This window comes from Halosimplex halobium, from assembly GCF_051414055.1.
Classification (GTDB): Archaea; Halobacteriota; Halobacteria; order Halobacteriales; family Haloarculaceae; genus Halosimplex; species Halosimplex halobium.
In genome coordinates this window covers 15921-32722 of record NZ_JBLKNX010000001.1, presented here as the reverse complement: position 1 = coordinate 32722, position 16802 = coordinate 15921, and the positions used below count along the sequence as shown (strand labels likewise).

Genomic DNA, 16802 nt, shown 5'->3' with positions numbered 1-16802 from the left:
GGACGCGGTAGCGGCTACGCGACCGCGGGTCGTCGGCCGACGCGGCTACGAGCCGTCTCCGGCGGGCGCGTCCTCGGGGCCGGTGACGCCGTCGAGGTACGCGAAGAAGGCCTTCTTTCGGGGCGTGTTGGCGTCCCAGCGGACCGGCGGCGACTGGTAGCCGTGCCAGTAGTCGTTCTCGCCGGGGTCGAAGTACCCCCACGAGGCGCCGGCCTCGACCGCCGCGTCGAGGTTCGACTCCGAGCCGAACGCGAAGTGGTCGTCCTCGCTGAAGACGACGGGCATCGGCTCGTAGGAGGGGCGTTCCCGGACCTCGGCGACCATCTCGCGGACCCGCTCGGGGTCGTCGACGCCGTTGCCGTGCAACAGGGCGAAGTCGGAGGCCGCGACCACGTCGTCCGGTGGAACGACGCCCCCGCTGCAACTCACGCCGACGGGGTAGCGGAAGCCGTCGCGCTCGGTCCCTTTCACGCGCTCGATCAGCTCCGTCACCCGCTCGACGTCGATGATATCGTGGTCGTAGTTGATGTCGCACTCGTTGGCCACCTCGACCAGGACGTTCGTGTACTCCCGGTCGAGCAGCCACCCGACGGCCTCGTCGACGGCCCGTTTCACCGCCGCCTCGTCCTCGAGGACGCCGTCCTGGGCGAAGTAGAACAGGCCGAGGACGACGACCAGGCCCAGGTCGTCGGCGCGGTCGAGGACGCGCTCGACGCGGGCCATCCACTCGGGCTTCAGCGAGCCGTCCGGGCGAAAGGCCGAGACCGTCCAGGGCTGGGTCTCCGAGTAGCCTTCCGGGCTGCCGCACTGGAGGTTCGCGGCGACGGCCCGCAGGCCGTGGTCACGGTAGTCGGGCAGCGCCGCGCAGAACTCGGCGACGTTGCGCTCGGGATCCCACCGGCCGGTGTCAGGGTAGGCCCACCCGTCGCGGGTCTCCGGGTTCTCGTCGTCGAACCACGCGTGGACGAGACGGGCGTTGAACAGCCGCCCCTCGATAGAGGTGCCCTCGTGGCTGCGCCCCTCGTAGGTGGGACAGCCGTCGATGGTGAACCGCTCGCCGTCGATGCCGACGCGGGTCGACCGGTCTGTGCCGAACACGGCCCCACTGGCGCGACCCGCCGACAAACCGTTTCGGGTGAGGGCCGATTCCGCCCCGACCGGACTAATTGCTCGTCCCGACCGAACTAATTGCTCGCCCCGACCGGACGAGTGCTCACCCCGACTCACTCGCCGTCGAGAGCCGAGAGGTACTCGGGCGGGACCCGCTCGGTGGTGTAGGTCGCTCGGCCGCGACGGGTGATATCGCGACCCTCGGCGGTCATCGCGACCGCGTCGACTTCGAAGACGACCGGGTCGGCGGCGTGGCGGGCACCGACGCGGCGGGCCGCCTCGACGCTGCCCGACAGGTGGACCAGCTGGCGCGACATCGGTCTGAGTCCGTCCGCCCGGATCGCGTCGACGGTCTCGGGTGCAGTGCCGTGGTACAGGATGTCCGGGACCGGACCGTCGCCCGATTCGAGGTCCACGTCGACGGAGTGGCCGTAGGCCGCGCGGACCCGGTCGTCCGGTTCCTCGACCGTCGAAGCCCCGCCCGTCCGGGAGCCACCGGTGCGCTCGAAGCGGCCGTTCGGGTCGGTCGCGACGACGGCGGCGACCCGATCGCGGTCCGCCCAGTCGTACTGCCGTTCGGCCGCCGCGACCAGTTCCCCGAAGGCGGTCCAGCCCGCGCCGTCCAGTTTCAGGCCGGCGTCGTCGGGGAAGTGCCTGAGCGCCCCCGAGCAGAACTTCGAGAGCCGGCGGCGGCGCTCGCTCCCGAGGACCGCGCGGCCGGGGTCGTCGCAGACGGGGCAGTTCTCGCCCTCGAAGTATCCGTGGTCGTCGCAGGCCCGCAACGCCGTCATCGGCGGCGTGTTCGTTCGTGGGGCGGAAAACTCGTTCGACAGCGGGACCGGGTCCACCGCACCGCGGCCGTGACGGGCGGTGACACCCCCCGGAGGGGCTCGCGACCGCACGGTTTTTCCCTCCGATCCCGCTAGGTGGGGTTACGATGGGCTTCGGGAGCTACGACGAATCCGAACAGGAGAACCAGAGCGACGACGCCGACTACGACGACGAGGACGCCGTCAACGTCCACGAACACGACCACGAGGGCGAGGTCTCCGTCGAGGGCGCCGACGAGGCCGACGAGCTCGTCGACCGCCTGCAGGACATGAAGTAGCGCTCGGCGAGCGACTCGGTCCCCGCGACGGGGCCGCGTCCGGCCGCACACGCGACCCCGCCGCGCCCGCTCAGTGGGCGGGCGCGTAGGCGTCCGAGAGGGCGTTCAACACGACGACGCCGGCGACGACGAGGGCCATCCCGACGACTCCGGCCGCGTCGATACTTTCTTCGAAGACCGCGACGCCGACCAGCGCCGTCGCCACGATGCCGACGCCGGCCCACGTCGCGTAGACCAGCCCGACCGGCAGTTCTTCGAGCGTCAGCCCCAGGAGGTAGAACGAGCCCACGTAGCCGACGACCACGACGGCGGTCGGTACCGGTTGTGAGAACCCATCGCTGGCCTTCAATGCGGTCGTCCCGGTCACCTCCGCGGCGATAGCGAGCGCGAGCGTCAGGTACGGGTGCATACGCGAGGCGACCCTCGCGACCGGAAAGTCGCTTGTCGAACCCGTCGCCACTTCCCGTCAGTTCCCGAGTACTTTTGACCGGGGCGCGCCCACCGGCGGGTATGTCGGAGCTGGGGGAGCTGGGCCTGTCGAGCTACGAGGAGAAGGTCTACCGGGCGCTGCTGTCGCTCGGCTCGGCGACGGCGGGGGAGGTCTCCGAGGCCAGCGGCGTCCCGATGGGCCGGATCTACGACGTGCTGAACGGGCTGGACGCCCGCGACATCGTCCGGAGCCAGTCGACCGAGCCGACCCGGTACGCGGCGGTCGACCCGGAGACCGCGGTCGACCGCCTGCTCGCGGAGCGCCGGCGGGAACTCGACGCGAAGGCCGAGCGCTACGAGTCGATCGCCGAGGGGATCGGGCCGGAGCTGGCGGCGACGAAACCCGCCGAGAGTCGCTTCTGGACGGCGCCGCTGGGCAGCGACGCGGCCGTCTCGCTGGAGCGGGACCTGTTCGCGACCGCCGGCGACACCGTCAGGTCGGCGATGAGCGACCCCTACGCCGCGGCGCCGTGGGAGCGCTACGAGCCGGAGGTCGACCCCTTCTACGAGGCGGTCGACGCAGGGGTCGACGTGCGGATGCTCGTCCACGCGGCGATGCTCGATTCGGCGCCGCCGGAGGCCGTCGAGCGGGCGACTGCGGCGCCCGCGAACGTCGCCGTGCGCGTGACGACGGACCTGGAGACGACCTTCGACGCGGTCGACGGCAACGAGGTGACCTTCCACGTCCCGCACCCGCTGGCGGCCGGCGAGCGCCTCGGGGTGATCCACGTCCGCGACGGGTCGATGGCCGGGCGGCTGGTCGAGGCCTTCGACCGCGCCTGGGCGGCGGCGACGCCGCTGTCGGCCGTCGTCGAGGGCGACGACCGTGTGGTCCCGCCCGAGGAGTGAGGCGGCCCCGGCCCGTCGGACGCCGCCCCCACCTACTTACCGCTGGATCGACTAGTCCGGGGTGATGTCGGTCCCGGACGAGGTCGACCTCTCGGGCGACCGCAAGCGCGTCTACCGGTTCGTCGAACGCCACGGCCCCGTCGAGCCGAGCGCGGTCGCCGAGCGGGTCGGCGTCGACCCCGAGTCCTTCCAGCACCACCTCTCGATACTGAAGCGCGACGACCTGCTCGCGGAGGACCCCGACGGCCGCCTGCGCCCGCGCGTCCGGTCGGGCGAGACCGAGGAGTTCTCCGAGGCGGGCGTCGACTACGCAGTGCGCCCGGCCCGCCCGGCGGACTTCTCGGGCGTCGTCGGCGCCATCCGCGAGGTCGCGGAGACGCGGTCGTACATCACCGCCGAGACAGTCGCCGAGCAACTCGAATACGAGGAGACCCTGTTCCGGCGCACCCCGACGGAGTGTCGCGTCGTCTTCGTCGCGACGGTCGCCGAGGAGGTCGTCGGCTGGTCGCACGTCCGCGGGCAGGAACAGGCCAAACTCCGCGGCACCGCCGAACTCACCGTCGGCGTCCTGGAGGGGTACCGCCGCCACGGCATCGGCAGCCACCTCCTCCAGCGCGGCGTCGCGTGGGCCGGCTCGCGGGGCTGTCGGAAGGTGTACAACAGCCTCCCCGCGACGAACGACGCCGCCGTCGACTTCCTCGAACGCAACGGCTGGACCGTCGAGGCCGTCCGCGAGGACCACTACGAGATCGACGGCGAACTCGTCGACGAAGTGATGCTCGCCCGCCGGCTCGACGAGCGGTGAGCGAGGACCCGACCGCCGGCGAGGCTCACCCGTCCCACTCGTCGCTGGACCACTCGGCCCCGCCGTCGGCGTCCGCACCCTCTCCCGCCCGCGGGAGGACCCGGGAGAGGATCACGTACTCGACGAGCGCGAGCCCCAGGGCGACCCCGACCGGGAGGAGCGGCGTCTCGAAGACGAACAGCAGCGCGAGCGCGACGACGCCGGCTCCCGACAGCGCGTACCCCGCGGCGCCGGGGTGGAAGCTCCGCGCGAGGTTCGGGTGGGCGTCGCGGACGTACTCGGGGTCGCCCCGCCGGATCGTGTAGGGAACCGTGTAGAAGATGCCGGCGCCGGAGAGCGCGCCGACGACGACCCCGAGCGCGGTCCGGTCGAACAGCAGGACGGTCACGTAGGCGAGCATCGCGAAGGTCACGACCGCGGCGACCCCGCCGACCGCGGCGGGGCCGACGGGGCCGTCGTCCGTTGTGGCGTCCGACATGGCCGGGGCGTCACACCCCTTCGGAATAAACGGCGGGGCCGGCGGCGGTCGCTGGTGGGCGAGCAACCGCCTGCCTCACCCGGTCCGGAAGGACAGATCGAGCGTCGGCGCGGAGTGGGTCAGACTCCCCATCGAGACCACGTCGACGCCGGTCGCGGCGTAGTCGGGCACGGTCTCGACGGTGATGCCGCCCGAGGCCTCGGCCAGCACCTCGCGACCGAGGTCGGCGGCGGTCTCACGGAGCAGTCCGACCGCCCGCTCGGTCGTCGCGGGGTCCATGTTGTCGAGCAGGACGATGTCCGCCCCGGCCTCGGCGGCGCGAGGGGCGTCCGCGGGGTCCTCGACCTCGACCTCGACCTTCGTCGCGAACGACGCCCGCTCGCGGAAGTGCTCGACGGCCGATTCGAGGCCCATCTCGGCGACGTGGTTGTCCTTGATCATGACCATGTGCGACAGGTCGAGGCGGTGGGTGTCGCCGCCGCCGGCGACGACCGCCCGCTTCTCGACGCCGCGGAGTCCGGGCGTGGTCTTGCGAGTGGCGGCGACCCGCACGTCGTCGCTTTCGGTCCTGGCCGCCTCGACCGCCCGCCGCGTCTTCGTCGCCACGCCGGAGGCGTGGCCGGCGACGTTGACGGCGACGCGCTCGCCCCGGAGCACGTCGCGAGCCGGCCCCGCGACTTCGAGGACGGCCTCCCCGGTGTCGACCCGGTCGCCCGCGGACGCGCTGTCGACGACTTCGACGCCGAGGTACTCGAAGACGGCGCGAGCCGCATCGAGGCCGGCGACGACGCCGTCCTCCTTGGCGACCAGTCGGCCGGTCGTCTCCCCGGGGACCTGGTTGGTCACGTCGTGGTGGCCCACGTCCTCGCGGAGCCACGCCTCGATCTGCGAGTCGGGGATCATGGGATCGAGCCCTCAGTCGGCCCCCGGTGTCGCGGGCTCCTCGACGAGGTTGTGCGTCCCCACGGATTCGTCGTTCTCGGCGGCGGCGCGGGTCACGAGCAGTGCCGTCACCGAGGCGTGGCGGAGTTCGTACAGCGACCGCGCCGTGCGCGTGCGAACGTACGCGTCGACCTCGCCCTTGAGCCGCCGGAGCACCGCCTGGGCGCGGCCGAGTTCGTCGGGGTCCCGTCGCAGGCCGACGTACTCGTCCATCACGCGGCGCAGCCGGTGGAACTTCTCGCGGGCGAAGTTCTCGGGCAGCGCCGGGTCGCGGTCGAGCAACTCGGGGGCCTCGACGACCGCCGGCTCGAAGTCGGCGGCGTCCTCGCCCGCACGCAGCCCCCAGACGAGCCCCTCCAGCAGGGAGGTCGAGGCCAGGCGGTTGGCGCCGTGGACGCCGGTGCGGGAGCACTCCCCGACGGCGTAGAGCCGGTCCAGCGAGGCCCGGCCGCGGGTGTCCACGTCGACGCCGCCACAGAGGAAGTGCTCGGCGGGGCCGACCGGGATGCCCGCCTCCCAGTCGACGCCGCGTTCCTCGCACTTCTCCGCGAGGTCGGGGAACTCGCCCGCGAAGTCGAGGGGGCTCACGTCGAGGCGGACCTCCCCGGTGGCCTCGCGCTCCGTCTGGACGGCGCGGGCGACCACGTCGCGGGGTCCGAGTTCGGCGTCCTCGTGGTAGTCGGGCATGAACCGCTCGCCCTCGCCGTTGACGAGGCGGGCGCCCTCGCCGCGGACGGCCTCGCTGACGAGGAACGGCTCGTCGGTATCCCCGTCTTCGCCGACGAACGCGGTCGGGTGGAACTGCACGTACTCCATGTCTTCCACGTCGGCGCCCGCGAGCGCGGCCATCGCGATGCCGTCGCCCGTGGAGCCGTCCGGGTTGGTCGACCGGGGGTACAGGTCGCCGATGCCGCCGGTCGCCAGCACCGTCGCGCCGGCGAAGGTGGGCGTGACCTCCCCCTCCTGTTCCAGCAGCGCGCCGTGGACGCGGCCCTCGTGGCTGACGAGTTCGAGCACCGCGGTGTCGTCCAGGATCGTCACGTCCTCGCGGTCGTCGAGGTAGTTCAGGAAGGGGATGTGGATCGCCTTGCCCGTCGAGGCGTCGACGTGGAGGATCCGTGGTTCGTCGTGGGCGGCCTCGCGGCCGAAGTCCCACTCGTCGTCGGCGTCCGGGGCGTCCCCCTCCGTGCCGCTCGTGTCGAACTCGACGCCGAGCGTGTCGACGAGCACGTCCTGGACGGCGTCGTTGGCCTCCTCGACGAGCACGTCGACCGCGTCCGGGTCCGCAGTGTCGGCGCTGGCGGTCAGGATGTCCGTCTTGAACTGGGCGGGGTCGTCCCGCGAGACGGCGATGCCGCCCTGGGCCCACCACGAGGAGGCTCCCTCGGGCCGGGTGGCCTTCGTCGCGACGGTCACGTCGGCGCCCTCGCGGGCCGCACCGAGGGCCGCCGCGAGCCCCGCGATGCCCGAGCCGACCACGAGCACGTCCGTCGTCCGGTAGTCGTCGTAATCCTCCAGTTCGGTCTCGGCCGGGTTGTCTCCGTCGGCGTCGGTGTCTGTCCCGCTCATGGTCAGATCTCCAGCATCCGGTCGAGCGCGACCTGCGCGAGTTCCTTCTCCTCCGGTGCGACCTCGATGACGTTGCGCTCGCGGCCCTCGACCAGTTCCTCCAGGACCCACGTCAGGTAGTTGGGGTCGATCTGGCGCATCGCGTTGCAGTCCATGCAGGCGTCGCCACAGAGCGGCAGCACCTCCACCTCGGGGTGCCACCGATCCAGGTGTTTGGCGAGGTGGATCTCCGTGCCGATGGCCCACGACTCACCGGGGTCGGCATTCTCGACCGTCTCGCAGATGGTCGAGGTGGAGCCGACCACGTCGGCCGCCTCGACGACCTCGCGGCGGCACTCGGGGTGGACGACGACGTTCGCGTCGGGGCGGCGCTCCCGGAGGTCCTCGATGTGAGACTCGCGGAAGCGCTCGTGGACCTGGCAGTAGCCGTCCCAGAGGACGATGTCGTTTGCGACGACGTCCTCGGCGTCCTTGCCCTCCGGGTCCCAGGGGTCCCACTCGGCGATTTCGTCCTCCATCCCGAGTCGGTAGGCCGTATTCTCGCCGAGGTGCTTGTCGGGGAGGAAGAGGACCTTGTCGCCCCTCTCGAAGGCGTACTCGAACGCTTTGTGGGCGTTCGAGGAGGTACAGACCAGCCCGCCCTGCTCGGCGCAGAAGGCCTTGAGGTCGGCGTAGCTGTTCATGTAGGTGATCGGGATGATCTCCTCGTCGGGTGCCGCGCCCGTGATCTCCGCCCACGCGGCGTCGACCTGCAGCGCCTCGGCCATCCCTGCCATCGGACAGGAGGCCTCCATGCTCGGGAGGATGACGCTCTGGGAGTCGTCGGTGATGATGTCGGCCGACTCGGCCATGAACGTCACGCCGCCGAAGACCACGTACTCGGCGTCGGCGTTCGCCGCTTCCTTGCTGAGCTGGTAGGAGTCGCCGACGAAGTCGGCGTGCTCGACGATCTCCCGGCGCTGGTAGTTGTGGCCGAGGATCACCACGTCGTCGCCGAGTTCCGCCAGCGCGGCCTCGATCCGTTCGGTCCGCTCGGCCTCCTCCAGGTCGCGGTAGGCCGGCGGCAACTGTTCCAGGTTGTCGTACTTGAAGAGGCTCAGGTCGGTCTCGAACTGAGCAGTTTCCATCTCGGGCATGGTGGTCAGTGGGTTGGCGGTGCTATGGACCACCGTATTGAAAAGGTTTTGTCTTCAACACCCCCGACCGGTGACTCGTTCGGTTGGGACGAGTCGTCTGACAGGCGTATCGGGAACGATATACGGGATTGTCGATTCGTGGTGTATGGTATTGTGGGACACGCCGCGAGATGCAAGCGAACCGCTCGACGCGCAGGTCGCCACACTGGAGACCGGCGAGTGAGACGGTGGAATTATGGACTGGCGGCCCGGGGTTGGGACCAGTGAAACGTCGTCAGGCGCTGAAGGGCCTCGGCGCGGCCGGTAGTCTCGGGTTCGTCGGGTGTTCGTCCCCGCTCGGTTCCAGTGGGGTCGTCCTCGGGCGGATCACCGTGGTCAACCCGTCGACCACGCCGGCGACCATCCGGCTCGCGGTCGAGGCCGACGACACGCTTCTCGACCGCCGGATCTCGCTCGGTCCCATCGACGGCGACGACGGGCGGGCCCGGACGACCATCGCACCGACGTGGTCGGAGAGCCGAACCGAGTACACCGTCTGGGCGCTGTACCTCGACGAGGACGGCGAACGGGCGTCCGCCTCCTGGGAGTACACCTTCACACGGGAGGACTACGAGCGGTACTACGGCGACGAGACCGCGGACCCGGGGTGTATCGGCGCCGTCGTGACGGTCGGGGGCCCCTCGGGCTCGGAGTACCCGCCGATCGGAATCAGCCCGACCCGCGTAGCCGACCCCTGTGCGGCCTCGGCGTCCGAGTGAGCGCCTACACGACCTGTTCGCCGTCGTCGTCGTAGACCTCGATGGCGTCGACGGGGCAGGACCGGGCGGCGAACTTCGCGTCGAGTTCGGCGCCGTCGGGCACCTCGCGGACGAAGATATCGTCCTCGCGCTCCTCGCCGTCGACGAGGACCGCCTTCCCGGCGTCGCTGTCGCGTTCGAACCCCTCCCACTCGGCGACACACTGGAACATCCCGATACAGGTCTCGCGGTCGTACTCGATGCGCATACCGGCGATTGGGGGCTCGCCGACTAAGAGGTGTGCCATTCCCGGGCCGTCGATCGGTCCCCGGTCGTGTGTTCGTTTTTCCACGAACCCATTTTTCACTTCGAGGGATTTTCTCGGTCGCTACGCTCCCTCACGTCCGGAGAACCGCCTCGTTCACTGCGTTCACTCGGCGGATGCTCGCGCGATATGGTCATCCTCTGTACTGAGCACCCGTCCGGCTGACAGAGAGGTGACCACCGGAGGAGGACGGAACGCCTAAACCTTGATTTGGCTTCGCTTCGTGACCTCGCGCATGAGCGACGACTGCATCTTCTGTTCGATCGTGGCCGGGGAGATCCCGAGTCGCACCGTCTACGAGACCGACGACGTGCTGGCGTTCCTGGACGCGAACCCGCTCGCGCCGGGGCACACGCTCGTCATCCCGAAATCCCACCACGAGCACGTCCAGGACATGCCGAACGACCTGGCGGGGGACGTGTTCGCGGTCATGCAGCGGCTGGTCCACCCGATCGAGTCGGCGGTCGACGCCGACGGCTCGACGGTCGCGTTCAACAACGGCGAGGTCGCCGGCCAGGAGGTGCCTCACACCCACGGCCACGTCGTACCGCGGTTCGAGGACGACGGCGGCCGCCCGATCCACTCGATCTTCGGCGAGCGGCCCGAACTGGGCGACGACGAACTCGACGATATCGCGGCGAGCATCGCCGACGGCGCCGAGTGACGCGGGGCCGGGCGGTCCGCCGTCCGTGACCGTCACCGACGGCATCGGACCGGTCCCCCGCGCGTAGGTTTTTCAACCAGGGGGCGGCCAAGCGGGGACATGACCGCAACGCAGGGGAGCGGCGACTGTTACGCGATGGTGGCCGGCGTCGGCGGCGCGGGCGCGACGCGGCTGTCCGTCGAGTTCGCGGCGACGCTGGCGCGGGCCGGCCGGGACGCGGCGGTGGTCGACGCGGCGTTTTCGACCCAGGGGCTGTCGGCGTTCGTCCCCGAGCGGATCGACCCGGACGTGACGCGCGCGCTGACCGACGACCGGCCGCTGACCGGGGCGGAGACGCGACTCGACCTCGACGTTTCGGGGTCGGTGACCGTCGCGCCGGCGCGGGCGCCGTTCGAGCGGCTGGCCCGCGCGAAGACCAGCGAGTGCGCCCGCCGGCTCGCCGAGCGGCTGTCGACGGCGACCGAGCGCTACGACGCCGTCTTCGTCGACGTGCCGCCCGTGGGGGCCAACCAGGCGGTCGCGGCCGTGACCGCCGCCGACGCCGCCGCGCTCGTGGTCCCCGACACCGAGCGCGGGAGCGACGCGGTCCCCCGGACCTGCGACCGCCTGGCCGACGTGGACGCCGGGGTCGACACCGTCGTCGCGAACTTCGCCGACGGCGACCGGACCGTCGAGGCGGCCGACGCGGTCGTCCCGACCGGCGAGGCGACCGCGCTCTCGGCCGCGCCGGCCGCCGTCGAACCGACCGAGTTCGCGGTCGCCGTCGCCGACGCCGTCGAGACGCTCACCGGCGCGGACCTGGACCTCGCCGAACCGGAGTCGTCGTCGATGGCGGACTACCTGCCGGGCTGACCCCGTCGGGCTGACTCCCGCGGGCCCGCCCCCGCCGACCCGAGGCCGGATCCGGGCACCCGTGCGGAAATCCTCGATATGTGTTTTAATTCTCCAAGGGTTAGGGTTTTGTATGGTGCGTATGGGCTAGTAGACTACAGAATGGTTTGCGTCCGTCTACAATATTGTGGAAGATCGGGACAAACAGGTAGTCGGTCGCTGTCGGTGGTGACCGCGCCATGAGCGACTGGGTGCCGACGACGTGTATGCGGTGTGCGGTCGGCTGCGGGCACCTCCAGCGGGGGGCCGACATCGGGAACGGGATCGACGTGGTCCGCGGGGACGCCGCCCACCCGGTCAACCAGGGGCTGGCCTGCCAGCGCGGCGTGCGCGAGACGGCCGACGCGGCCTTCGACGTGGCCCCGGAACTGTTCGGCGCCGACGACGCCCGTGCGGCCGGACGCCCCGACGATACCGCCCTGTAACGCGCCGAACCCGTTCGTTTTCGAACCCCGTCGGGCGACCGCCGGGAGGCCGCTCACGTGACCGCTCGCACGTCGACCGCTTCGAGCAACAGCAGCAGGTTGTAGGTCGTCGTGGCGAGCGCGCCGACGGCGAAGAACGTTGCGAGCGGCCACTTCTGGGGAATCACGTCCAGAAAGAGGCTGACGGCCGTCAGCGCCCCACCCGTCGAGAGGACGTGGATCGCCGAGACGACCAGCGACGAGGGCGACTCCTCGACGCTCAACTGCGTCGAGAACCCCTCGAACGCGACCGCCGCGAGCAGGCCGAACCCGACGAGCGCGCCCGCGACGAACGACAGGATGCGCCAGACGTCCGGCACGCTGTAGGCGTGGATCAGCAGCGCGCCGCTCCCCCAGATGGTCAGCGTGTAGCCGTAGGCCTCCGACTCCGACGCGAGGTTCGCGGCCAGCCGCCGCCGGTACTCCATCGCCAGGCGGTACGGCCGGCCCACCTATAAGTCCCGGAGCGACCGTCGGTGCCGCGGTTAGCGGCGTCGCCGGAGGCGCCCGCGAACCGAGTCGCCCTTACGGCGACCGTGCCAACAGTCGACCCATGACAGTCGTCACGAACCGCGGCGTCGACCTCTACTACGAGGCGCGCGGCGACCCGCGGCCGCCCGAAGACGCCGACCGCGCCGCCGACACTGTGGTGTTCGTCGAGCCGGCCGGCTACGGCGCGTGGGTGTGGGGCTGGCAGCACGCCGCCCTCGCGGAGGGCTTCGAGACGGTTACCTGGGACCTGCGCGGGACCGGCCGCTCGGACGCGCCGGAGGGTCCCTACGAGGTCCGGACGCTCGCGGGCGACCTGGAGGCGGTACTCGCCGACCACGGGGTCGCCGACGCCCATATCGTCGGCGCCGGCCTCGGCGGGATGGTCGCCGTGGAGTACGCCCGTCGCTACGACCGCGCGGCGTCGCTGGCGCTGTTCGGGACGGCGGCCAGCGGCGACCGCGTCGACGCCGACGCGCTGGAGTCGCTGTTCGCGCCACGGGACGACCCCGAGGCGCTCCGGGCCTCGCTGCGCAACGCGTTCGCGGCCGACCTCGACGCCCACGGGGACGTGGTCGACGAGATCGTCGGCTGGCGCCGCGAGGAAGACGCCGACCGCGCCGGGTTCGAGGCCCAGGCCGCCGCGATGCGAGCCTTCGACCGCTCGGACTCGCTGTACGAGATCACGACGCCCGCCCGGGTGTACCACGGGGTCGACGACGCGGTCGTCCCGACGGGGGCGGGCCGGGACCTGGCCGACGGACTCCCTCGCGGGGAGTTCACCGCCGTCGAGGGCGGCCACCTCTGCTTTATCGAGGAGAGCGCCGCGGTCAACGACGCACTGCTCGGCGACTTCGAGGGGAGCGAGTGAGTCGGGTTCGGCGCTCCCAGGTGACGGGGGCTCGCCGGCGGGAATTCGCGAGCCGTCGGTAGTTTTACGGCGGCGACAGTCGTCGTCGGGGGTATGTCGAACGACGAGCCCGACGACCGAGAGGACCACGACCCGGGCGACACGGAGTCCGGCCAGGGCGGCGGACAGCCGCCGGCGGACGACGGCGCCGGCGACACCGAATCGGGACAGGGTGACGGACAACCGACGGACGACGGCGACGACGGGAACGAAGATAGCTGGGTGAGCGACAGCGTCGACGAGGGCGAGCCGACCGGCGCCGAGGGCGGCTCGGGCGATGCGGGCACCGTCGACGACGCGGGGGGCCAGTCCACGGGCGCGGGCGGCGGCCAGCCCGCGGGGTCGGACGGCGGACAGCCGGCGGGTTCGGACGGCGACCGACAGAAGGGCCCGGACGAGAAGTTCTGCTCCGAGTGCGGCGCGGTCATCAACGAGAAGGCCGAGATCTGCCCGGAGTGTGGCGTCCGGCAGCCGGGCACGGGGTCCGGCAGCGACGACGAGCGGCTCATCGCCGCGGTCCTGGCGATCGTCCTCGGCGGTCTCGGCGCCCACAAGTTCTACATGGGCAAGACCGGCCAGGGGATCGTCTACCTGTGTTTCTCGTGGACGCTCATCCCGGCGCTCATCGGCCTCGTCGAGGGGATCATCTACCTCACCAAGAGCGACGAGGAGTTTCACGAGCAGTACATGGCCGACTGAACCGGCGGAGCCCGGGGGGTCGACCACCCGGCGCGCCGACCGCGCCCGTCGAGCGACCGCCGAACTCCGCACCGGCCTCGCACGCACCGGCCGGTACCTCCTCTCTCATCACGAACCCGACGAGTACTACCGCTGTCACCGGCTCGCCCTCGGCGGCCGGACGGTCTACCTCTGTGCCCGCTGCAGCGGCCTCTACCCCGGAATCGTGGCGGGCGTCGCGCTCGTGCTGACCGACACCGCGCCGGCGGCGTGGCCGTGGCTTGTCGCCTGTGGGCCGGCGCCGGCGCTGGTCGACTGGGCGGTCACGACGTTCACGCGGCGACGGGGGGCCAACGCCGTCCGGACCGCCTCGGGCGCGCTCCTGGGACTGGGGTACGGGGTCGCGGTCCCGTGGTTCCTGACGGACCAGCCGCTCTGGTTGCTCGCGGTCGCCGCGGGCTACGGCGGCGTCGCCGCGGCGCTGCTGGCCCGGTCGCGGGCCGGCGGCGGTGGCGACGGTGGCGAGACCGAGCGCGCCGGGACGGACGGAACCGACGACCCCGGCGGGAACGCGGACGAGAATCGATCGCACGGCGCGTAGTGCTGCCAGTGTGGACAGGCTTTTGGTCGCCGAGCCGCTGGGATACGACGATGACACGGCCGCGCATCGCCCTGTTGAACGCAGCCCACGAGGCGGAGGGCAACCGGCGCAACTTCCGCCGGGAACTGGACGCCGACCTGACGGAGTTTCACCTCCCGACGGGACAGTTCCCGGAGACGTTCGAGTTCGACGGCGCCGTCGTCACCGGCTCCCGCGCCTCGGTCTACTGGGACGAGGAGTGGATCCCGCCGGCCAAGGAGTGGGTCGGCGAGGCGATCGACCGCGGACTGCCGCTCCTGGGCGTGTGTTACGGCCACCAGCTGCTCGCGGACGTGCTCGGCGGGACCGTCGAGGACATGGGGGAGTACGAGATCGGCTACCGCACCGTCGAGCACTCGGGCGACTCCGTGCTGTTCGACGGCGTCGACACGGAGTTCACCGTCTTCACCACCCACTCGGACCGGGTCGTCGAACTCCCGCCCGGCGCCGAGCGGCTGGCCGCCAACGACTACGGCGTCCACGGCTTCCGCAAGGGCCCGGTGTTCGGCGTCCAGTTCCACCCCGAGTACGACATGGACGCCGCCGCCGAGGTGACGAAGGGCAAGGACGGGCAGCTCCCCGAGTCGCGCATCCAGTCGGTCCTCGACGGGATCACCCCGGAGAACTACGACGCCGCCTGCGAGGCCAAGCAGGTCTTCGACAACTTCCTCGCGTTCGTCGCCGACCGCGACGCGAGCGGCGCAGCCGGGACGGCGGACGACGCCGTCGCCGCCGACGACTGACGCGCTCGCAGCGCGGCGGTCTCCGCCGCGGAGGGTCGTTTCCTTCACGCAGGCGCCGCACCTGCCGGAGTTGACGGCAGGTTCAACCGGTTCGCGGCCCAACCGGGACCCCATGCAAGTGTACTGTACCGACGGGACCGTCGTCGACTGCGCCAGGTACGAGGTCAACGAATACGGGCTCGTCCTCTACGGCACCGAGGACCAGCAGGACCGCGAACGCTACGACACGAGCGACCCACAGCAGGTCGGGTTCGTGCCCCACGAGCGGCTGTGGTACGTCCTCCCGGAGGGCGTGACGCCGCAGGCGGGGCTGTCCGCGCCCGGACAGGGCCAGCCCGGCGCGGGGACCCGACCGCAGTCCCAGCCGCGGCAGTGACCGCGGCGGGACCGGCCGGTGACCGGTCGCTCCGCCGGGGTGACAGAACCGTCGTCGCGCCGCGGGTGTCCTACGGCTGGAACCCCTGGCGTTCGATCTCGGCGGCGAGGGGGATAGGGAGGTACTCGTCCTCGCCGGGGGTGATCTGCGGGGTGAGCCAGCCGCCCTCGCAGTAGTGGTGGGGGTCGCGGTCGCAGGCGCCCGGCGCCTCGATGCGGCCGACGACGTTGTGGAGCAGTTCGTGGACGACGACGTGGCGCTGTGTCCGGTCGGCCGCGCCGGCGTCGACGAGCGCGAACTGGCCGCCGACCGAGCCGTAGCCGACCTCGTCGGAGAGGAAGCGGGTCACGACGACGTGGTGGTAGACCCCGGCCCGCGGGCCGAGCCGGTCGCGGTAGAGTTCGTTCCTGAGCGCGTCGAAGTTCCCGCCGGTGAAGACGGCGGTCTCGTTGACGTAGCCGCCCCTGCGGACGTGGACGTCGATGCCCGTCCCGTTGGCCCGCCGGACGGGCATCTCCGCGAACTCGGCCTCGACGTGGTCGAAGAAGGCGGCGGAATCGGGCTCGACGCCGCGGGCGTAGTCGACCTGGACGTAGAGGTCCATCGCCAGCGGGTCGCTGCCGGGGAGCCGGGCGCCCGTCGGCGTCTCTCCGCGGACCTCCCACCCGTCGAGGAGCCTGTCGCCGTCGGTGTCGGGGTCGGTCGGGTCGGTACCCAGTTCCACCTCGCGCCAGTCGCCGAGCCCGTCGTCGTCGGTGTCCGGGTCGAAGGGGTCGGTGCCCAGTTCGAGTTCGCGCTGGTCGGTGAGGCCGTCCGCGTCGGCGTCGACCGAGCGCGGGCTGGTCCCCCGCTCGACCTCCCGTCCGTCCGAGACGCCGTCGCCGTCCGTGTCGGGGTTCAGCGGGTCCGTGTTGAGTTCGATCTCCCGCCCGTCGGAGAGCCCGTCGCCGTCGGTGTCGGGGTCGAACACCTCGGTCCCGAGCTCCCGTTCGCGCGCGTCCGAGAGGCCGTCGCCGTCCGAATCCAGCGCGTCGCCGGTGTCGTTGCCCCCGGCGAACGGGCCGGCTGCCGGGTCGGCGTCGCTGCCGTCCGTCGACGACCCGTTCGCGGCCGCGGTCCCGCTGGTGGCGTCGGCGGCCGACCGGTGCCCGGCCAGCAGCTTGTCGAGCTTTTCGAGAAGCGCGTCGCTCGCGCCGCCGTTCCCCAGCGGGGACGGCTCGCTCGCCTCGCCGGTCGGCGTCGCCGCGGGCTCGTCGCGGGCGTCAGCCGTCTTCGCACCGAGCGCCCCGACGCCCGCGACGAGGACGATGCCCAGCAACGCCAGCGCCAGGACCCGTCGCACACGCCCCCTGTGAACCCCCTCCGTAAAAATAGTTGTTCACGCGAGATGAACACATCC

At 71.6% G+C, this 16802-nt stretch carries 20 protein-coding genes and 2 pseudogenes; 12 read left to right on the top strand and 10 right to left on the bottom strand.

Annotated elements, in window-relative coordinates; translation table 11 throughout:
• Positions 1-45 precede the first annotated feature (45 nt).
• Both ACMGFG_RS00195 and ACMGFG_RS00190 read right to left on the bottom strand, forming a co-directional pair.
• Positions 46-1098, bottom strand: a complete 1053-nt coding sequence (locus ACMGFG_RS00195; protein ID WP_436928332.1) for a beta/alpha barrel domain-containing protein — start codon at positions 1096-1098, stop codon at positions 46-48.
• Positions 1099-1223: 125 nt separating this feature from the next.
• Positions 1224-1901: an RNA 2'-phosphotransferase gene (locus ACMGFG_RS00190; RefSeq protein ID WP_436928331.1), complete on the bottom strand. Its 678-nt coding sequence runs from the start codon at positions 1899-1901 to the stop codon at positions 1224-1226.
• Positions 1902-2047: 146 nt separating this feature from the next.
• On the opposite strand from ACMGFG_RS00190, the gene ACMGFG_RS00185 reads away from it, so the two are divergent.
• A complete protein-coding gene (locus tag ACMGFG_RS00185; RefSeq protein ID WP_436928330.1) occupies positions 2048-2218 on the top strand; it encodes a DUF5786 family protein in 171 nt (56 codons plus the stop codon).
• Positions 2219-2288: 70 nt separating this feature from the next.
• Here ACMGFG_RS00185 and ACMGFG_RS00180 read toward each other — a convergent pair whose 3' ends face one another.
• Entirely contained in the window at positions 2289-2627 is a 339-nt protein-coding gene (locus ACMGFG_RS00180) for a DMT family transporter (RefSeq protein WP_436928329.1), read from the bottom strand.
• Positions 2628-2728: 101 nt separating this feature from the next.
• Here ACMGFG_RS00180 and ACMGFG_RS00175 point away from each other — a divergent pair, with 101 nt between their 5' ends.
• Both ACMGFG_RS00175 and ACMGFG_RS00170 read left to right on the top strand, forming a co-directional pair.
• Complete coding sequence (locus tag ACMGFG_RS00175; RefSeq protein ID WP_436928328.1) at positions 2729-3556, top strand: TrmB family transcriptional regulator; 828 nt, start codon at positions 2729-2731, stop codon at positions 3554-3556.
• Between the two features lie 64 nt (positions 3557-3620).
• Complete coding sequence (locus tag ACMGFG_RS00170) at positions 3621-4361, top strand: GNAT family N-acetyltransferase (protein WP_436928327.1); 741 nt, start codon at positions 3621-3623, stop codon at positions 4359-4361.
• A gap of 25 nt (positions 4362-4386) precedes the next feature.
• On the opposite strand, the gene ACMGFG_RS00165 is transcribed toward ACMGFG_RS00170, so the two are convergent.
• The 4 genes from ACMGFG_RS00165 to nadA form a co-directional block, all read right to left on the bottom strand.
• A complete protein-coding gene (locus tag ACMGFG_RS00165; protein ID WP_436928326.1) occupies positions 4387-4839 on the bottom strand; it encodes a hypothetical protein in 453 nt (150 codons plus the stop codon).
• Positions 4840-4914: 75 nt separating this feature from the next.
• On the bottom strand, positions 4915-5742 hold the full coding sequence (nadC, locus tag ACMGFG_RS00160; protein ID WP_436928325.1) for a carboxylating nicotinate-nucleotide diphosphorylase: 828 nt from the start codon (positions 5740-5742) through the stop codon (positions 4915-4917).
• A 12-nt stretch (positions 5743-5754) separates the two neighbouring features.
• Positions 5755-7350, bottom strand: a complete 1596-nt coding sequence (locus ACMGFG_RS00155) for an L-aspartate oxidase (RefSeq protein WP_436928324.1) — start codon at positions 7348-7350, stop codon at positions 5755-5757.
• Positions 7351-7352: 2 nt separating this feature from the next.
• Entirely contained in the window at positions 7353-8486 is a 1134-nt protein-coding gene (nadA, locus tag ACMGFG_RS00150; protein WP_436928773.1) for a quinolinate synthase NadA, read from the bottom strand.
• A 263-nt stretch (positions 8487-8749) separates the two neighbouring features.
• On the opposite strand from nadA, the gene ACMGFG_RS00145 reads away from it, so the two are divergent.
• A complete protein-coding gene (locus tag ACMGFG_RS00145) occupies positions 8750-9244 on the top strand; it encodes a hypothetical protein (protein WP_436928323.1) in 495 nt (164 codons plus the stop codon).
• A 4-nt stretch (positions 9245-9248) separates the two neighbouring features.
• On the opposite strand, the gene ACMGFG_RS00140 is transcribed toward ACMGFG_RS00145, so the two are convergent.
• Positions 9249-9491 carry a ferredoxin gene (locus ACMGFG_RS00140; RefSeq protein WP_436928322.1) on the bottom strand — a complete coding sequence of 81 codons (243 nt, stop codon included), beginning with the start codon at positions 9489-9491 and terminating at the stop codon, positions 9249-9251.
• A gap of 292 nt (positions 9492-9783) precedes the next feature.
• Between ACMGFG_RS00140 and ACMGFG_RS00135 the strand changes: the two genes are divergently transcribed.
• The 3 genes and pseudogenes from ACMGFG_RS00135 to ACMGFG_RS00125 all read left to right on the top strand — a co-directional run.
• Positions 9784-10212: an HIT family protein gene (locus ACMGFG_RS00135; RefSeq protein ID WP_436928321.1), complete on the top strand. Its 429-nt coding sequence runs from the start codon at positions 9784-9786 to the stop codon at positions 10210-10212.
• A 99-nt stretch (positions 10213-10311) separates the two neighbouring features.
• Entirely contained in the window at positions 10312-11064 is a 753-nt protein-coding gene (locus ACMGFG_RS00130) for a ParA family protein (protein ID WP_436928320.1), read from the top strand.
• 218 nt (positions 11065-11282) lie between these two features.
• Positions 11283-11447 (top strand): annotated as a pseudogene (locus tag ACMGFG_RS00125) (hypothetical protein); the annotation flags it as partial.
• A 134-nt stretch (positions 11448-11581) separates the two neighbouring features.
• Here ACMGFG_RS00125 and ACMGFG_RS00120 read toward each other — a convergent pair.
• Positions 11582-12019: a hypothetical protein gene (locus tag ACMGFG_RS00120; RefSeq protein WP_436928319.1), complete on the bottom strand. Its 438-nt coding sequence runs from the start codon at positions 12017-12019 to the stop codon at positions 11582-11584.
• Positions 12020-12120: 101 nt separating this feature from the next.
• Here ACMGFG_RS00120 and ACMGFG_RS00115 point away from each other — a divergent pair, with 101 nt between their 5' ends.
• From ACMGFG_RS00115 to ACMGFG_RS00095, 5 genes and pseudogenes are all read left to right on the top strand, one after another.
• Positions 12121-12927, top strand: a complete 807-nt coding sequence (locus ACMGFG_RS00115) for an alpha/beta fold hydrolase (protein WP_436928318.1) — start codon at positions 12121-12123, stop codon at positions 12925-12927.
• 93 nt (positions 12928-13020) lie between these two features.
• Positions 13021-13665 (top strand): zinc-ribbon domain and TM2 domain-containing protein, encoded by a 645-nt coding sequence (locus ACMGFG_RS00110; protein WP_436928317.1) that lies wholly within the window; start codon positions 13021-13023, stop codon positions 13663-13665.
• A gap of 151 nt (positions 13666-13816) precedes the next feature.
• Positions 13817-14245: pseudogene (locus tag ACMGFG_RS00105) on the top strand (DUF2085 domain-containing protein); the annotation flags it as partial.
• Between the two features lie 50 nt (positions 14246-14295).
• The gene (locus ACMGFG_RS00100) at positions 14296-15027 is read left to right on the top strand and encodes a type 1 glutamine amidotransferase (protein ID WP_436928316.1); all 732 of its coding nucleotides are present in this window, start codon (positions 14296-14298) and stop codon (positions 15025-15027) included.
• Positions 15028-15139: 112 nt separating this feature from the next.
• On the top strand, positions 15140-15403 hold the full coding sequence (locus ACMGFG_RS00095) for a hypothetical protein (protein WP_436928315.1): 264 nt from the start codon (positions 15140-15142) through the stop codon (positions 15401-15403).
• Between the two features lie 70 nt (positions 15404-15473).
• On the opposite strand, the gene ACMGFG_RS00090 is transcribed toward ACMGFG_RS00095, so the two are convergent.
• On the bottom strand, positions 15474-16745 hold the full coding sequence (locus tag ACMGFG_RS00090) for a hypothetical protein (RefSeq protein ID WP_436928314.1): 1272 nt from the start codon (positions 16743-16745) through the stop codon (positions 15474-15476).
• Between the last annotated feature and the right edge of the window lie 57 nt (positions 16746-16802).

Excerpts from the sequence above, each read along its gene's own strand:
- ACMGFG_RS00190 (WP_436928331.1), bottom strand. The coding sequence starts at position 1,901 with ATGACGGCGTTGCGGGCCTGCGACGACCACGGATACTTCGAGGGCGAG.
- ACMGFG_RS00095 (WP_436928315.1), top strand. The coding sequence starts at position 15,140 with ATGCAAGTGTACTGTACCGACGGGACCGTCGTCGACTGCGCCAGGTAC.
- ACMGFG_RS00155 (WP_436928324.1), bottom strand. The coding sequence starts at position 7,350 with ATGAGCGGGACAGACACCGACGCCGACGGAGACAACCCGGCCGAGACC.
- ACMGFG_RS00175 (WP_436928328.1), top strand. The coding sequence starts at position 2,729 with ATGTCGGAGCTGGGGGAGCTGGGCCTGTCGAGCTACGAGGAGAAGGTC.
- nadA (WP_436928773.1), bottom strand. The coding sequence starts at position 8,486 with ATGCCCGAGATGGAAACTGCTCAGTTCGAGACCGACCTGAGCCTCTTC.
- ACMGFG_RS00185 (WP_436928330.1), top strand. The coding sequence starts at position 2,048 with ATGGGCTTCGGGAGCTACGACGAATCCGAACAGGAGAACCAGAGCGAC.
- nadC (WP_436928325.1), bottom strand. The coding sequence starts at position 5,742 with ATGATCCCCGACTCGCAGATCGAGGCGTGGCTCCGCGAGGACGTGGGC.
- ACMGFG_RS00100 (WP_436928316.1), top strand. The coding sequence starts at position 14,296 with ATGACACGGCCGCGCATCGCCCTGTTGAACGCAGCCCACGAGGCGGAG.
- ACMGFG_RS00165 (WP_436928326.1), bottom strand. The coding sequence starts at position 4,839 with ATGTCGGACGCCACAACGGACGACGGCCCCGTCGGCCCCGCCGCGGTC.
- ACMGFG_RS00135 (WP_436928321.1), top strand. The coding sequence starts at position 9,784 with ATGAGCGACGACTGCATCTTCTGTTCGATCGTGGCCGGGGAGATCCCG.
- ACMGFG_RS00130 (WP_436928320.1), top strand. The coding sequence starts at position 10,312 with ATGACCGCAACGCAGGGGAGCGGCGACTGTTACGCGATGGTGGCCGGC.
- ACMGFG_RS00115 (WP_436928318.1), top strand. The coding sequence starts at position 12,121 with ATGACAGTCGTCACGAACCGCGGCGTCGACCTCTACTACGAGGCGCGC.
- ACMGFG_RS00180 (WP_436928329.1), bottom strand. The coding sequence starts at position 2,627 with ATGCACCCGTACCTGACGCTCGCGCTCGCTATCGCCGCGGAGGTGACC.
- ACMGFG_RS00110 (WP_436928317.1), top strand. The coding sequence starts at position 13,021 with ATGTCGAACGACGAGCCCGACGACCGAGAGGACCACGACCCGGGCGAC.
- ACMGFG_RS00170 (WP_436928327.1), top strand. The coding sequence starts at position 3,621 with ATGTCGGTCCCGGACGAGGTCGACCTCTCGGGCGACCGCAAGCGCGTC.
- ACMGFG_RS00140 (WP_436928322.1), bottom strand. The coding sequence starts at position 9,491 with ATGCGCATCGAGTACGACCGCGAGACCTGTATCGGGATGTTCCAGTGT.